The following is a 14,656-nucleotide window of genomic DNA, read 5'->3' as shown; positions in this document are numbered from 1 at the left end:
GGTTCTACGTCTGCCGATCGGCGGCGGGGCGGCCGGTGGGCACCGCGGCGGCGCGTTGGTCCAGGGCACGCAGGAGGTTGGCGCCGAGGACGTCGTCCCGTTCGGCGACGGAGATTTCGTCGAGGCCGACCGGGTGCAGGGTCTGTGCGAACGACACGTGGTCGAGGCTGGGCGGGAAGTCCGAACCCCAGTACAGGCGCCGGGTGCCGAAGTGCGTCAGGAGCAGCTCGACGAACGGTCGTGCTGCCTCGTGCGGGTAGCCGTGGGAGGGCTCGCTGACGGCGTACAGCCCGGAGATCTTGACTCCGACGTGGGGTAGCCGCGCCAGGTGGGTGAGGGGCGTGAGGATCTCCCGCGCCTCGTCGCCGGTGGGCACCACGGGCTGCGTGCCGGGCAGCCCGAGGTGGCTGAACAGGATCGTGCACCCGTCCAGGGCGGCGAGGGCCGGGCCGAGCCGGTCGGTCGCGGCGGGTGTGGCGTTCAGGCTGAGCAGCGCGGCGGTGCTGTTCAGCGCCGCCGCGCTGCCTGCCAGCCAGCCGCCGAAGCGGTCCGCCGAGGCCGGGTCGGCCAGGTAGGCGGCGATGCCCACGAAGCCCGCCGACCACCAGCGGTCGAGCGAGTCTCCGTCGGTTGGTCCATCTGGTGGGACGTAGGCGACCGGGGCGATCCAGTCGTGCGCGGCGGCGAGGGAGGCCAGATGGCGGTTGTTCCCGGCGAAGCCGGCCTCGCCTTCGTAGCCGATCACCAGCGACCGGACGATGCCGTGTTCGCGGCGTAGGCCTTGGTAGGCGGCCAGTTCGTTGCCGCCGGCGGGGGAGCGGCCGTAGCGGCCGGGGTAGCCGGCGGCGAACAGGTGCAGGTGGGCGTCGGCGCGTTGCATGGTTCGGACCCTAACTCAAATTTCGCCTGGCCATTGACGCGGAGACACCCCTGACTTAGGTTCTTGTCTCAATTAGGTCCGGATTACGTTGGCGCGAGCGAGGAGTGAGCCGGGTGACGCTGCCAGGCGACGAGGTTGATGAGCTGGTACGGCTGCGGCGTCAGCTTCACCGGCACCCCGAGCTGCGGTTCACGGAGCGGCAGACCGCAGCTACCCTGGAGCGCCTGCTCGGGCCACTCGGCCGGATTCGCACCGGAATTGCCGACACCGGCGTGGTCCTGGAGATCGACGGTGGTGCCCCGGGGCCGACGGTCCTTCTTCGGGCCGATATGGACGCCTATCCCGTGCAGGACAGCAAGCAGGAGCCGTACGCGTCCCGCAATCCGGGCGTGTGCCACGCCTGCGGGCACGACGTGCACATGACCGTCGCCTACGGGGTCGCCGCCCGGCTCGCCGCGGACCCACCCGCCCGGGGCGCGGTGACCGTGCTGTTCCAGCCGGCCGAGGAGATCCCGTTCGGCGCCGACTCGGGAGCCGCCGCGGTCCTGGCCGACGAGGCGTTCCGCGACCGCCGGTTCGACGCCGTGCTCGGGCTGCACTGCTGGCCCGACCTGCCCGCGGGAGCGGTGGGGATCGACCGGGCGACCGCGATGGCGGCCAAGGACGCGTTCCGCGTCGAGGTGCTCGGGCGGGCCGCGCACGCCGCCACCCCGGCGCTGGGCCGGGACGCCATCCTCGGCCTGACCGCCATGGTGTCCACGTTGCACGCCGCCGTCTCCCGGTCCCGCAACCCCGACGAACTGGTCGCCTTCAACATCGGCACGATCGCCGGGGGAGCGAGCCAGAGTCAGGTCGCCGAGCGCGCCGAGGCCACCGGGACGCTGCGTACCCACGACCCCGCCGTACGGGAGCGGCTGAAGGAGGTCATCGAACGCGTCGCCCGCCAGCAGGCCGCCGCGCTCGACCTCGGCGTACGGTTCACCTGGGCCAACGAGATGCCGCCGGTGCGCAACGCCCCGGAGGTGGTGGCTCTCGCGCACGCCGAGCTGTCGGGGCACGTCGACGTCGTCGACCTGCCGGTACCGCCCCTGACCACCGACGACTTCGCCCTGCTGGGCGCGCTCGGCCCGAGCCTGTACGTCAAGCTCGGGGTCACCGGCGAACGCGGCGGCGCGCCGCTGCACTCCGGCGCGTTCGACGTCGACGAGCGGTGCCTCGCGACGGGGGTCGACGCCCTGGAGCGCCTCACCCGGGCGGTCCTCGACGGTCGGCTCGCGGAGGAGGCACCGGCCCCGGCCGCCGGCGCGGGCACCACGGCGACGCCGGCCGAGGCGGTGGCCCGGTGAGCGCCGGGCCGCGGGTGGCCGTGGTCGGGGCGGGCGCGTTCGGCGCCCGGCACGTCGCCGCGTACCGGTCGCTCGGTGTCCGGGTGGACGCGCTGGTCGACCCGGACACCGCCACCCGGGAGCGGGTCGCCGCCCAGCACGGCATCCCGCGTACGTTCGATTCCGTCGCGGCCCTGCTCGCGCAGGCGGCGCCGGATGTCGCCTCCGTGTGCGTGCCCGGGCCGGCGCACCGCGCCGTCGCGGTCGCACTGATCGCCGCCGGGATTCCCGTGCTGGTCGAGAAGCCGCTGGCCGCGACGGTCGCCGACGCCACGGCGATCGTCGAGGCCGCCGAGGCGCACGGGGTGCTCTGCCAGCCGGGGCACATCCTGCGGCACAGCCCCGCCCACCGGGCGCTGCACGACGCGGTCCGCGAGGGCCGCCTGGGCCGGGTGCTGGCCGTCTCCTCGCGCCGGGACCGTCCCCGCTCCCTGACCCGGCTCTTCCCGAACGACCATCCCGCACTGCTGACCGCGGTGCACGACATCGACCTGGCGCTCTGGTACGCGGCAGCGCCGGTGGTCGAGGTGCGCGCGGCGGCCCGGACCCTACCGGGATCGGCGACGCCGGTCCTGGTCTGGGCGGAGCTCCGACACGCCAACGACGTCGTGTCGTCGATCCGCAACAGCTACCTCCTGCCCGAACACACCCCCAACCACACCTCCGACCTGGTCGAGGTGTACGGCACCGACGGGGTCGGTCACGTCGACCTCGGACATCCCACGGTGCTGGTGCAGGCCGAGCAGGCCGAGGCGCCGGACTGGCTGCTCTCCCCGGTCGACGGCGGCGGCGCGCTCGCCGCCGAGCTCCGGCACTTCCTCCGCCAGGCCGACGGCAGCGATGTCTCCCCGGTCGTTCCCCTGGCCGACGGACTGCACGTGGTCCAGATCGCCGCCGCCGTGGTCGACAGCGCCGCCGCCGACGGCGCCGTCCGCCGCATCCCTCATCCCCCTCGCTGACAGGAGCTTCTGCCGATGAATCGACGTAGATTGGCCGGTCTCGTCGCCGCGGGCGTGGCCGCCGCCGCGCTGCTGACCGGCTGCGGTGGCGACGACGCCGCGGGCGGCCCGGTCACCCTGAAGGTGCTGACCTGGGAGCCGGGTGGCACCGAGTACTGGAAGCAGGTCAAGACCAGCTTCGAGGCCAGCCACCCGGACATCAAGCTCGAGATGCAGTCGGTGCCGTTCGACAAGTACCCCGAGGTGCAGGGCCCGTACATCACCTCGCAGTCGGGGCCGGACGTGATGGCCAACAACGCCGGCCTGGAGCTGTTCGACCGGCGCGGTGCGTACGTGCCGCTGGGCGACAAGGCCGCCGAGATCAACAAGGACCTCGTCACCTACAGCGGAGCCTGCGAGGGCTTCGACACCAGCAAGCCCTGCTACGGCGTGCCCTTCTCGTACCAGGGCAACGTCCTCTACTACAACAAGGACGTGCTGAAGGCCGCCGGGCTGGACCCGGAGCGGCCCCCGGCGACCTGGGACGAGTTCGGCGCGGCCTGCGACGCGGTCGCCAAGACGGGGAAGACCTGCCTCGCCCTGGGCCTGTCCGGCACGTTCCCCGCCTACTGGGACTTCCCGGAGATCGCCCGCAGCTACCTGAGCGAGGACGACATCCGCGGGTTGCTCGCGGGCAGCCTGTCCTGGAAGGACCCGAAGCTGGTCTCGGTGCTGGAGAAGCTGGCCGAGATCACCACCAAGGGCTGGGCGAACAAGAACGCGCCGTCGATCACGATGCTCCCCGACGGGGCGGACATCTTCCAGCGCGGCGGCGCCGCCTTCGCCGGGACGATCATCTCGGACGCGGTGAACTGGGAGGCGTTCGGCAAGGCCCTCGGCGACGACAAGCTCGGCGTGACCCGCTGGCCGGCGGCCAACCCGACGGCGCCGCTGGCGCAGAAGTTCTCCGGCATCGAGGGCGCCGTCTACGGGGTGACCCAGTGGAGCAAGAAGAAGGACGCCGGCCTGGCGTTCATCACCTGGCTCGCCGGCAAGGAGAACGGCGAGCTGTGGGTCAAGCACGCCAAGGGCCAGCCGCTGAACAAGAACGTCGACAAGGCCCTGCTGCCCTCCTCGCCGGCCTTCCAGAAGATCCAGGAACTGGTGGCGGAGCCGACCCTGCACGCCGGGGTGATGCTCTCCGGCCCGGAGGCCGACGCGCTGGCCCGCGGCTGGCAGCAGGTCACCCTCGGCCAGCTCACCGTCGACAAGTGGGCCGAGCAGATGCAGCAGGCCCTGGAGCGCAGCCCGACGAAGAAGCAGAACAAGTAGTCGCCCCGGGCGGGGCGGCTCCGGCCGCCCCGCCCGGCCCGCCCGGAAAGAGGAACCCCCGATGACCATCTCCACCGCGCCGGTGTCGGAGCCGGTGGTCGCGGACCGCCCGCCCGAGCCCGCACGCCGTCCGGCCCGCGCCGCGCGGCTCCGGGAGTGGTGGCTGGGTGCCGCCCTGGTGCTGCCGGCGCTGGCCCTGGCCGTCGCGTTCAAGTTCGTGCCCCTCGGCCGGGGCGTGGTCACCAGCCTCGAATCGTCGAGCGGTTTCGGTGGCAGTTCCTTCGCCGGCGCCGACAACTACACCCGGATGCTCGACGACCCGGTGGTGCGCTCCAGTTTCCGCAACGCGCTGCTCGTGGTGGCGACGCTGCCGATCTGGGTCGTGCTGCCCCTGGTCCTGGCGGTGGTCATCCACCAGCGCGCCCCGGGCTGGAAGTTCTTCCGCGCCGTGTACTTCATCCCGTACACCATCGCGCCGATCGTCGTCGGCATCATGTTCCGGCAGATCCTCGCCCCGGACGGGCCGCTCAACGCCTTCCTGCGCTCGGTCGGGCTGGACCCCCTGGCCCTCGAGTGGCTCAACGGCCGCTACAGCGCCCTGTTCTCGCTCGTCGCGGTGGCCCTGTGGAGCCTGTTCGGCCTGGGCGTGATGACGTACCTCGCCGGCCTGGCCACCATCCCCGACGAGGTCCTCGAGGCCGCCTACCTCGACGGGGCGAACTTCTGGCGGCGGCTGTTCTCGGTGGTCGTGCCGATGCTCCGGCCCACCGTCGCCTACTGGAGCGTGCTGTGCGCCTCCGGCGTGCTGATCTGGTTGTTCCCGCTGATCTACGCGCTGACCCAGGGCGGGCCGGGGGACGCCACCATGCTCCCCGAGTACCTGGTCTTCCTCACCACCTTCCAGTTCCTGGACCGGGGGTACGGCTCCGCCATCGGCATCGCCCTGTTCGTCTTCGTCGCCCTGCTGTCGATCCTCAGCGTGCGGCACATGTTCACAGAGGGGACCCGGAAGTCGCGATGAACCGGCGTGCCACCGCCCGGCTGGGGCGTTACCTGTTGACCTTCGCGCTGGTGGTCGTCGCGGTCGCGGCGGTCTACCCGTTGCTGTTCACCATCGTCAGCTCGCTGAAGACGCAGACGGGCTTCGCGCGGGACCCGCTGGGCCTGCCGGCCGGCGTGACCCTGGAGAACTACCTCGAGGCGTTCCGCCGGATGGACATGCCGCGGCTGCTGCTGAACTCGCTGATCACCACCGCCGGTGGGCTGGTGCTGTCGGTGCTGGCCGCGCTGCTGGTCGCGTACGCGGTGACCAAGCTGCGCTTCCGGGGCGGCAAGCTGGTCTTCCTGCTGATCATCGTCACGTTGACCATCCCCAGCCAGGCGATCATCTATCCGCTGTACCAGACCGTGCTGGACCTGGGCATGTCCGGGCAGTACCAGGGCCTGATCCTGGCGTACGCGGCGTTCGGCCTGCCGTTGGGCACGTACCAGCTGGCCGGTTACTTCCAGCAGGTGCCCGACGAGCTGATCGAGGCGGCCAGGGTGGACGGCGCCGGCCACTTCACCATCCTGTTCCGCCTGTTGGCGCCGATCGCGACCCCGGCGCTGGCCGCGCTGGCCATCTTCAACTTCGTCTGGATGTGGAACGACCTGCTGCTGCCCCTGGTCATCATGGGCGGCTCGGACAGCAAGACGTTGATGGTCGGTGTCTCCCTGCTCAGCGGCCAGTACGACGTGTCGGTGCCGCTGGTCAGCGCCGGTCTGATCGTCGCGCTGCTGCCGGTGCTGATCATCTATCTGGTCTTCCAGCGGCAGCTGGTGGCCGGCGCGCTGGCCGGCTCCGGCAAGTGAGCCCGCCGGTGGAGGTTTCCGGTGCGGACGGGGCGGCCGGGCCGGGGGAGGCCGGGCCCGGGGTCCAGCTGTGCCACCTGTACCGGCTGCGCCCCGGGGCGGAGCGGGAGTACGAGCGGCGGCACGCCGAGATCTGGCCGGAGATGTCGGCGTTGCTCGACGACGCCGGCATCTACGACTACCACATCTACCGGCACGGGCTGCTGCTGATCTGCGTGCTGCGGACCCGGCACGGTCACCCGCACGCCCGGCGGGTCACCGGCGCGTCCGCCGTGCAGGCCCGCTGGAGCCGGTCCCTGGCGCACCTGTTCGCCGAGATCGCCGACGCCGACGGCGAACCGCTGTGGGCGTACCCGGTCTTCCACCACGCGGGCCGTCCCGCGGGATGCTGAGCGCGGCGTCGCGCACCCCCGTGGCCCGGCGGACCGTCCCGCCGGGCCACGGGGGTGAGCACTCAGACCGCGTAGGCGACCGAGCCGTCGGCGCGCAGCGGGATCCGGGTCAACGGGCGACCGGTCAGGTCGAGCGGCGTGGCGCCGGTGAGGTCCAGCGTCACGCCGAGTCCCGGTTCCTGCGGCACCGGCAGGAAACCGCCCTGCCGCCGTACGCAGGCACGCGCGGGCCCGTCGGCGAGCTGGTCGTCCAGGGGCGAGTACTCCTGCACGACGAAGTTCGGGATGGCCGCGTCCAACTGCACCGAGGCCATGGTCAGCAGTGGACCGAGACAGTTGTGGCTCACCACGGCGGCGTGGTGGGCCTCGGCCAGTGCGGCGATCTTGCGGGCGTGGCTGATCCCGCCGGCCAGGCCCAGGTCGGGGCGGACGTACTGGGCGCCGCCCTGGGCGAGCAACTCCTTGAACTCCCAGATGCTGTGGAGGCGTTCGCCGTTGGCCATCGGCACCCCCGCCACGCGGCGGGCGACGTCGGCCTGGCTGCTGACGCTGTCGATCTGGATGGGGTCCTCCACCAGCAGCGGCAGGTGTCTGGCCAACGCGGGCACGACCGCCTCGGCCTGCAGGGGCGTGAGCTTGCGGTGCAGCTCGATGAGCAGGTCCACGTCGGTGCCGACGGTGTCGCGGACCGCGGCGGTGGTGGCCTCGGTGGCGGTGACCAGCCGGGCCAGCGACAGGTCGGCGTAGTCGGCCGGCAGCGGGTCGAACTTGACCGCCGTGAAGCCGTCGGCCACGGCTGCCGCGGCCTGCGCGGCCAGCGCCTCCGCCCCCGTGCCGGGCAGCAGCAGGTGCAGCCGGATCCGGTCGCGCACCCGGCCGCCGAGCAGCTGCCAGACCGGGACCCCGAGGCGCTTGCCGAGCAGGTCCCACAGGGCCAGGTCGACGGCGGAGACGGCGGCGGAGAGCACCGAGCCCCGGAACGGTCCCATCCGGTAGAGGTGGTGCCAGTGGTGCTCGATCCGGGTGGGGTCGGCGCCGAGCAGGTGCGGGCGGAACGCCTCCACGACGGCGTGCACCGCGGTGGGGTAGCCCCAGCAGGCGGACTGGCCGACGCCGACCAGCCCGTCCGACGTGTGCACCTGGACGAAGTGCGCGTCGCCCAGCACCACCGACTCGACGGCGGTGATCTCCATACCTGCCTCCAAATAAGAGACCAATAACGGCCAGAAACTTGCTCTTGCACTCTTCCATAGGCTTACGGCGCTGGTCTAGGCTTCAAAACGAACGAGCCGGAATAAGGCTCTAACTACCACTGGGGGTGTGATGGGTCTGCCGGACGACTATCGGCTCATGGCCCGGATCCGCCGGTTCGAGGAGCGGCTGGCCGCCCTCAAGGACGACGGCGAGATCCCGGGCTCGATCCACCTGTGCAACGGCCAGGAGGCGATCCCGGTCGGCGCCTGCCGGCCGCTGCGCGACGGCGACCACGTGACCGCCACGTACCGCGGCCACGGCTGGGCGATCGCCCGGGGCGTGGACATGGTGGGCCTCTTCGCCGAGATGATGGGCCGCGACTCCGCCCTCTGCGGCGGCCGGGCCGCCTCGCCGTACCTGTCCGACCCGGGCCGGTGGTTCCTCGGCGAGAACTCCATCGTCGGCGCGGGCGTGCCCGTCGCCGCCGGCGCGGCCCTCACCGCCCAGCGCACCGGCAGCGGCGCGGTGTCCGTGGTCAGCATCGGCGACGGCGCGATGAACCAGGGCAACGTCCACGAGGCACTCAACCTCGCCGCGGTGCTCGACCTGCCGCTGGTGCTGGTGGTGGAGAACAACGTCTACTCCGAGATGTCCCGCATCGAGGACATGGTGCGCGTCCGCCAGCTCGCCGAGCGGGCCGCCGGCTACGGCATCCCCGGCCGGGTGGTGGACGGCAACGACCCCGACGCCGTCGCCGAGGCGGTCACCGAGGCGGTGACCCGGGCCCGCGAGGGGTCCGGACCGTCCATCGTCGAGGCCATGACCGAACGGCTGGTCGGCCACTACAGCGGCGACGTGCAGCACTACCGGCCGGCGGGCGAGGTCGCCGCCGCCCGGGAACGCGAGCCGCTGGCCCGGATCCGGCAGGCCGCCGACGCCGCGCTCACCGCCCGGCTCGACGCGATCGACGCCGAGGTCGCCACCGAGGTGGAGGCCGCCGTCACCGCCGCCCGTGCCGTGCCGTTCCCGGACCCGGCGACCGTCAAGGAGCACGTCCATGTCTGAGTCCCTGCGCTACATCCAGGCCGTCAACGCCGCGCTCACCTGGGCGCTGGACAGCCGGGAGGACACCGTCTACTTCGGCGAGGACGTCGCCCTGCCCGGCGGGCCGTTCGGCGCCACGAAGGGGCTGCACAAGCGGTTCGGCTCCGCGCGGATCTTCGACACCCCGATCTCCGAGACCGGGTTCCTCGGCATGGCCCTGGGGGCGGCGATGACCGGCCTCCGGCCGATCGCCGAGATCATGTACGCCGACTTCTCGTTCGTGGCCATGGACCAGTTCGTCAACCAGATCTCCACCATCCACTACTCCAGCAACGGGCGGTGGAAGGCGCCGCTGGTGATCCGGATGCAGCAGGGCTACTCGCCCGGCGCCTGCGCCCAGCACTCGCACTCACCCGAGGCGTACTTCGCGCACACCCCCGGGTTGCGGGTGGCCCTGCCGGCCACGCCCGACGACGCGTACCAGATGCTGCGCACCGCGGTCGTCAGCGACGACCCGGTGGTGGTCGCCGAGGCGCGCATGCTCTACCCGACCCGCGGCCCCGTCCGCACCGACGCCCCGGTCGAACCGGTCGGCGGCGCCCGCGTGGTCCGCCCGGGCACCGACGTCACCGTCGTCGCGTGGTCCCGGATGGTCTCGGCGTCCCTGGACGCCGCGGGCCAGCTCAGCGAGGAGGGCATCGAGGCCGAGGTGATCGACCTGCGCTGGCTCAACCCGTTGGACTTCGACACCGTCGCCGCCTCGGTGGCCCGCACGGGTCGGCTGGTCGTCGCCCACGAGGCGAACCTGACCGGCGGGTTCGGCGCCGAGATCGCCGCCCGGGCCGCCGCGGAGTGCTTCGCCGACCTGCGCGCCCCGGTCGCCCGGGTGGCCACCCCGGACGTGCCGATGCCGGCCGCCCCGGCCCTGCAGGCCGCCGTGATCCCCGAGGCGGCCGACGTGGTGGATGCCGTGCGTCGCACGGTCGCCCGATGACCGCTGACACTCCGCCGGCCGGCCTGCTGGCCGGCCGGCGGGTGGTCGTCGTCGGCGGCGCCTCCGGCATCGGCCTGGCCACCGTCCACGCCGCCGCCGCGGCCGGCGCGGCGGTCGCGGTGCTGGACGCCGACGGCGACGGCGCGGCCGGGGCAGCCGACGCGGCCCGGCGCACCGGGGCGAGCGCCAGCGCCCGCCGGGTCGACGTGACGGTCGAGGCGGAGGTCGCCGCCGCGCTCGACGACGTCGCCGCCGAGTGGGGCGGGATCGACGCCGTGCTGCACGTGGCGGGCGTCATGCGCGGCCAGGGCCTCGACGTCCGGGAGGTCACCGCCGAGCTGTGGGCGCAGGTGATCGCGGTCAACCTGACCGGGCCGTTCCTCGTCGCCAAGCACGCGGTGCGGCACCTCACCCCGGGCGCCGGTGTCCTCGTGCTGGTGGGCTCCAGGGCGGGCGTGCAGAACGGCTCCGGCTCGGTACCCTACGGCGCGAGCAAGGGTGGACTGCACGGCCTGGCGCTCACATTGGACCGACAGCTCCGTCCACAGGGGATCCGCGTGCACACGCTGTGCCCCGGCGACATCGACACGCCGCTGATGCGACGGTCGCTGGACGAGGCGCGGACCAACGGGACCGACGCCGGCCGGGTCGCGGAGATCGAGGCGGCCCTGGGCCGTCCGGAGGACGTGGCGTCCGCGCTGGTCCTGTTGGCGTCGCCGGTCAGCGACGGTGTGGTCGGCACCGTCCACACCCGCTGAACAGCCCGCCCGAGACGGCGACGACGTGGAGGTGGCAAGGTGATCGGCATCATCGGTCCGGAGGACTCGATCCGGCTCGTGCAGGAGGTCGCCGCGGGCGAGGGCCGCGCCACGGACCTGACGGCCCGCACGTACACCCGGCCGGAACAGGCCCTCGAGCTCGCCCGCGAACTCGACGAGCTGTGCCAGGTGCTGCTCTTCACCGGGCGCATCCCGTACGCGTTCGCCGCCGCCGCCGGCGACCTGCGCGCCGAGATCGACTACATGCCGCACGCCGGCATCGACCTCTACCGGACACTGTCGCGGATGCTGCTGGCGAGCGGCGGACGGCTGCCCACGGTGAGCGTGGACACCATCGAGGCCGACATCGTCCGCGAGACGTACCACGACATCGACCTGGTCCCGCCGACCGAGATCCTGCCCATCGCGGACTCGTCCGGCCTGCTCTTCTCCGGCCTCGACGAGATCACCGCCTTCCACCGCGAGCGGTACGCCTCCGGCGCGGTCGAGGCGTGCCTGACCTGCCTCGGCGCCGTGCACCGCGACCTGGCCGACAGCGGGGTGCCGGTCTGGCGGGTGGAACACACCCGCGCCTCCGTGCGGGACGCCCTGCGCCGGGCGTGGCTCGCCGCGGAGGTACGACAGTCCCGCGCCACCCAGATCGCGGTGATGATGATCGAGCTGACCGAGCCCGCCAGCCGCCAGCAGGACCCGTACCAGATGGAACGGGAGCGGCTGCGGCTGCGCGAGGCGTTGCTCGAACACGCCGAGCGGATGCGGGGCAGGCTGGGCACGATCGACGACCGGACGCTGCTCATCACGACGACCCGCGGCACCGTCGAGAGCGCCATCGCCCGGCACCGGGCCGGCCACGCCTCCCTGCTGACCCTCCGTGGCGTCGACGTCGAGCACACGGTCGGCTTCGGTGCCGGCACCACCATCGCCGCCGCCGAGGACAACGCCCGCAAGGCGCTGGCACTCGGCCGCGGCAGCGGCGACACCCACGTCGTCTTCCCCGACGGGCAGATCTACTCCAGCCGGGAGAGCCCGGTGAAGCAACGGCTCCGCGAGACCGCGCCCGAGGTCCTGCGGATCTCCGAACAGCTCCGCCTCGGTCCGCTGTCGACCCGCCGGTTGCTGGACGCGCTGCACCAGATGGACCCGAACCAGGTGACCGCGCGGGCCCTGGCCGACGCCTACGGGGTGGAGGCACGATCGGCGCGCCGACTGCTCAAGTCGCTGCGGGCCGCCGGCTTCGCCGAGGAGGTCGGCGTGCACGTCAGCACCGGCGCGGGCCGGCCGCAGACGGTCTACCGGGTGGCGATGCGGCGGCTGCTCGAGGCCATCGGCGGTGAGGCGTGAGGTTCGAACCGACCTTCCTGGTCACGGCCACCTTCGCCGCGGACGCCGCCACCCGCCGGGAACCGCACCGGCAGGCCCACCTCGCCCACGTCGAGGCCCTGCTCGCCGACGGCACCGCCCTGCTCGCCGGGGCCCGGGCCGACCTCGGCGCTTCCGTCCTCGTCCTGCGGGCCGCCGACGCCACCGCCGCCCGCAACCGTGTCGAACAGGATCCGTACTGGCAGCACCGGGTGTGGACCGGCATCGAGGTGGTCGACTACCTCGCCGCCACCCCGCAGTCCCTCGGGAGGTCATGATGTCGCAGTACCGCCAGATCGCCGGAGTCCGGGTGCAGGGCAGCGCGTCCGCGCCGTACGCGGCCCGGCTCCTGGGCGAGGCGTGGGGAGAGACACCCGAGGGGGTGCCGGTCCGCTTCGAGGCCGACCCGGCGCGGCCCGAGGGCGGCTACCGGATCGAGGTGCCCGAGCAGGGCGAGATCCGGCTCAGCGGCGACCCCTTCGCCGGCCTGGTCTACGCCGCGCGGGAACTGCTCGCCCTGGCCACCCCGGCCGGCGTGCCGGTGGGCGTCCGGGAGGGCGCGCCTCGGCTGCCGCTGCGCAACCTGTGGACCTGGGACCACTCCACCAACTGGGACCTCCGGCAGCTCGGCCAGCAGGAGATCGGCGCGCTGAACCCGTACGCCAAGCCCGCCGAGGCGTTCGGCGCCGACTACCGGCGGCTGGTCGACTTCTGCAGCCGGGAGCGGATCGGCGGCATCGTGGTGTACGGGCTGCTGCGCGACGCCCACGGCGGCGTCGAGGCGGCCCGCGAGCTGTGCGAGTACGCCAACGCCCGAGGCGTACGGATCATCGCCGGGATCGGCGTCAACGCCTACGGCGGCATCTACTTCGACGGCCGGCACCGCTACAACCTCGCCACCTGGCTGCGGCAGCGCCCCGACCTGGCCGCCGAGCTGCCGAAGAAGGTCGGGTTCGACATCGACGACTTCGGCGACCTGCACTTCCCGGCCAGCGAGTACATGATGGCCGCCTGCCCGTCGCAGCCGGACAACCTGGCGTGGCACCGGGAGGCGGTCGACTGGCTGCTGGACACCCTCCCCGTCGGCGGCGTCAACTTCGAGACCGGCGACTACGGCAGCTGCGCCTGCGCCAGGTGCGCGGCCCGCACCGGCGGCGAGCGCACCTCCTGGTCGTACGAGGCCATGCGGTCGGTCTACCCGACCCTGCTCGAGACCGCCCGCCGCACCGGGCCGGCGGGGGTGCCGCTGCGGCACCTCGTCGAGGTCTACTGGGACAACATCTTCGACCTGGAGGCCCAGAAGCCGCTGGCCGACCTGCCCGACGACGTGGCCTACCAGTACTGCGTCAACCGGGGCTTCTGGCACGACAACCGGGACCGGCTCACCGCCGACCACGTCCACGGGCTTCCGCACACCACCAACGTGCTGCGCACCCACGCCGGCTCCCAGTGGAACCGGCAGCGGCACTCCTGGGTGCCCGACCTGTACGCCGACATGGCGACCCGGGCCGCCGGGGCGGGCATGCGCGGCCTGACGATCTTCGCCGAGGCGTCGGCGTACCACCCGACCAACGAGATCAGCTACCTGGCGTACGCGCGCTTCACCTGGAACCCGGACCTGGCCTGGGCGGACTTCTGGCGCGCGGAGGTGGCACCGCGGTTCGGCGGCGCGGCCGAGGCCGAGGCGTTCCGCGCCGGCGCGGCCGTGTTGGACGACCCCACGGCGACGGCGGACGCCCTCGGCGCGGTCCGCGGCGACGCCCTGGCGATGGTCGCCGCCACCAGCGGCGACGTGCAGCGTCGGTGGCTGTGGCTGGCCGAGCGCGCGGCCCGTCACGCCCACTCCGCCGGCTGACCTGCCAGACCCCCCCGGAGGCAGCGGTGCGGCCGGACGACCGGCCCCCGCTGCGCGGCGGGTACACCGCCGGCGACTTTCACCCGCTTCGGGTGACGGCCGCTCACCACCGGGCGTTCCAGGCTGTACGAACAGTGCTGCTCGCGGGGGTGTCGGAAGGAGGTTTCTGATGGGGGACCCGACCGCCGACTATCTCGGCCGGCTGGGCCGGCGCCCGGCCACACCGATCACGATGAAGGCCCGGGGCACGATCCGGCTGGAAGTCGAACGCGATACGGGAGCAGATGTCTGGTTCGTAACGTTGTGCGACGGCACGACCCAGGTGTCGCGCCAGGACCAGCGGCCGGACCTGGTGATCCGGGGCCACCAGACGCTCTTCGACCGGCTGGTCCAGGGTCGGGCGCAGCTCTACGCGGCGCTGATGCGCAACGAGATCAACGTCGAGGGCGACCTGGCGCTCCTGTCGTCGTTCGAGCGGCTGCTGCCCGGCCCCGAGGGCGCCCACCACCCGCGCGACTTCGCCCGTGCAGGAGGACAGGGCTCATGAGCGAACGAGGCGTCAGCATCCTGGACGGCAACACGTTCGTCGTCAGCGACGAACGTGGCGACCTGCACCCGTCGCCGACCTTTCCCACCGGGCTCTTCTCGTTCGA

At 72.9% G+C, this 14,656-nt stretch carries 15 protein-coding genes; 13 read left to right on the top strand and 2 right to left on the bottom strand.

Annotation, left to right across the window (positions count from 1 at the left end):
* Positions 1–4 precede the first annotated feature (4 nt).
* On the bottom strand, positions 5–880 hold the full coding sequence (locus ACZ6O2_RS23455; RefSeq protein ID WP_466024283.1) for an amidohydrolase family protein: 876 nt from the start codon (positions 878–880) through the stop codon (positions 5–7).
* A gap of 113 nt (positions 881–993) precedes the next feature.
* Here ACZ6O2_RS23455 and ACZ6O2_RS23450 point away from each other — a divergent pair, with 113 nt between their 5' ends.
* The 6 genes from ACZ6O2_RS23450 (at position 994) to ACZ6O2_RS23425 (ending at position 6,778) form a co-directional block, all read left to right on the top strand.
* On the top strand, positions 994–2,226 hold the full coding sequence (locus ACZ6O2_RS23450; RefSeq protein WP_466024282.1) for a M20 metallopeptidase family protein: 1,233 nt from the start codon (positions 994–996) through the stop codon (positions 2,224–2,226).
* A complete protein-coding gene (locus tag ACZ6O2_RS23445; protein ID WP_466024281.1) occupies positions 2,223–3,224 on the top strand; it encodes a Gfo/Idh/MocA family protein in 1,002 nt (333 codons plus the stop codon). The genes ACZ6O2_RS23450 and ACZ6O2_RS23445 overlap by 4 nt, the downstream gene beginning before the upstream one ends.
* Before the next feature lie 15 nt (positions 3,225–3,239).
* Complete coding sequence (locus ACZ6O2_RS23440; RefSeq protein ID WP_350711949.1) at positions 3,240–4,535, top strand: ABC transporter substrate-binding protein; 1,296 nt, start codon at positions 3,240–3,242, stop codon at positions 4,533–4,535.
* A 61-nt stretch (positions 4,536–4,596) separates the two neighbouring features.
* A complete protein-coding gene (locus tag ACZ6O2_RS23435; RefSeq protein WP_466024280.1) occupies positions 4,597–5,556 on the top strand; it encodes a carbohydrate ABC transporter permease in 960 nt (319 codons plus the stop codon).
* Positions 5,553–6,386, top strand: a complete 834-nt coding sequence (locus tag ACZ6O2_RS23430) for a carbohydrate ABC transporter permease (RefSeq protein ID WP_350678952.1) — start codon at positions 5,553–5,555, stop codon at positions 6,384–6,386. The genes ACZ6O2_RS23435 and ACZ6O2_RS23430 overlap by 4 nt, the downstream gene beginning before the upstream one ends.
* An 8-nt stretch (positions 6,387–6,394) precedes the next feature.
* On the top strand, positions 6,395–6,778 hold the full coding sequence (locus tag ACZ6O2_RS23425; RefSeq protein ID WP_350704619.1) for an L-rhamnose mutarotase: 384 nt from the start codon (positions 6,395–6,397) through the stop codon (positions 6,776–6,778).
* A 62-nt stretch (positions 6,779–6,840) separates the two neighbouring features.
* Here ACZ6O2_RS23425 and ACZ6O2_RS23420 read toward each other — a convergent pair whose 3' ends face one another.
* Positions 6,841–7,971, bottom strand: coding sequence for a mandelate racemase/muconate lactonizing enzyme family protein (locus tag ACZ6O2_RS23420; RefSeq protein WP_350704618.1), 1,131 nt, complete (start codon positions 7,969–7,971; stop codon positions 6,841–6,843).
* Positions 7,972–8,101: 130 nt separating this feature from the next.
* Here ACZ6O2_RS23420 and ACZ6O2_RS23415 point away from each other — a divergent pair, with 130 nt between their 5' ends.
* The 7 genes from ACZ6O2_RS23415 (at position 8,102) to ACZ6O2_RS23385 (ending at position 14,550) form a co-directional block, all read left to right on the top strand.
* Positions 8,102–9,037: a thiamine pyrophosphate-dependent dehydrogenase E1 component subunit alpha gene (locus tag ACZ6O2_RS23415; protein WP_350704616.1), complete on the top strand. Its 936-nt coding sequence runs from the start codon at positions 8,102–8,104 to the stop codon at positions 9,035–9,037.
* Entirely contained in the window at positions 9,030–10,010 is a 981-nt protein-coding gene (locus tag ACZ6O2_RS23410; protein WP_350704614.1) for an alpha-ketoacid dehydrogenase subunit beta, read from the top strand. The genes ACZ6O2_RS23415 and ACZ6O2_RS23410 overlap by 8 nt, the downstream gene beginning before the upstream one ends.
* Complete coding sequence (locus tag ACZ6O2_RS23405) at positions 10,007–10,768, top strand: SDR family NAD(P)-dependent oxidoreductase (RefSeq protein WP_357702966.1); 762 nt, start codon at positions 10,007–10,009, stop codon at positions 10,766–10,768. The genes ACZ6O2_RS23410 and ACZ6O2_RS23405 overlap by 4 nt, the downstream gene beginning before the upstream one ends.
* A gap of 39 nt (positions 10,769–10,807) precedes the next feature.
* Complete coding sequence (locus ACZ6O2_RS23400) at positions 10,808–12,130, top strand: hypothetical protein (RefSeq protein WP_466024279.1); 1,323 nt, start codon at positions 10,808–10,810, stop codon at positions 12,128–12,130.
* Positions 12,127–12,426 (top strand): YciI family protein, encoded by a 300-nt coding sequence (locus ACZ6O2_RS23395; protein ID WP_350704609.1) that lies wholly within the window; start codon positions 12,127–12,129, stop codon positions 12,424–12,426. The genes ACZ6O2_RS23400 and ACZ6O2_RS23395 overlap by 4 nt, the downstream gene beginning before the upstream one ends.
* Complete coding sequence (locus ACZ6O2_RS23390) at positions 12,426–14,003, top strand: hypothetical protein (RefSeq protein ID WP_466024278.1); 1,578 nt, start codon at positions 12,426–12,428, stop codon at positions 14,001–14,003. Before ACZ6O2_RS23395 ends, ACZ6O2_RS23390 begins: the two co-directional genes overlap by 1 nt.
* Before the next feature lie 169 nt (positions 14,004–14,172).
* Positions 14,173–14,550: an SCP2 sterol-binding domain-containing protein gene (locus tag ACZ6O2_RS23385; protein WP_350704605.1), complete on the top strand. Its 378-nt coding sequence runs from the start codon at positions 14,173–14,175 to the stop codon at positions 14,548–14,550.
* Positions 14,551–14,656 lie beyond the last annotated feature (106 nt).

Source organism: Micromonospora sp. NPDC048040, assembly GCF_055587185.1.
This window is presented reverse-complemented; position numbering and strand designations above follow the sequence as displayed.

What these genes read in the sequence shown, in the direction of transcription:
- ACZ6O2_RS23455 (WP_466024283.1), bottom strand. Translation starts at nt 880, where the DNA reads ATGCAACGCGCCGACGCCCACCTGCACCTGTTCGCCGCCGGCTACCCC.
- ACZ6O2_RS23440 (WP_350711949.1), top strand. Translation starts at nt 3,240, where the DNA reads ATGAATCGACGTAGATTGGCCGGTCTCGTCGCCGCGGGCGTGGCCGCC.
- ACZ6O2_RS23435 (WP_466024280.1), top strand. Translation starts at nt 4,597, where the DNA reads ATGACCATCTCCACCGCGCCGGTGTCGGAGCCGGTGGTCGCGGACCGC.
- ACZ6O2_RS23430 (WP_350678952.1), top strand. Translation starts at nt 5,553, where the DNA reads ATGAACCGGCGTGCCACCGCCCGGCTGGGGCGTTACCTGTTGACCTTC.
- ACZ6O2_RS23420 (WP_350704618.1), bottom strand. Translation starts at nt 7,971, where the DNA reads ATGGAGATCACCGCCGTCGAGTCGGTGGTGCTGGGCGACGCGCACTTC.
- ACZ6O2_RS23415 (WP_350704616.1), top strand. Translation starts at nt 8,102, where the DNA reads ATGGGTCTGCCGGACGACTATCGGCTCATGGCCCGGATCCGCCGGTTC.
- ACZ6O2_RS23410 (WP_350704614.1), top strand. Translation starts at nt 9,030, where the DNA reads ATGTCTGAGTCCCTGCGCTACATCCAGGCCGTCAACGCCGCGCTCACC.
- ACZ6O2_RS23405 (WP_357702966.1), top strand. Translation starts at nt 10,007, where the DNA reads ATGACCGCTGACACTCCGCCGGCCGGCCTGCTGGCCGGCCGGCGGGTG.
- ACZ6O2_RS23390 (WP_466024278.1), top strand. Translation starts at nt 12,426, where the DNA reads ATGTCGCAGTACCGCCAGATCGCCGGAGTCCGGGTGCAGGGCAGCGCG.
- ACZ6O2_RS23385 (WP_350704605.1), top strand. Translation starts at nt 14,173, where the DNA reads ATGGGGGACCCGACCGCCGACTATCTCGGCCGGCTGGGCCGGCGCCCG.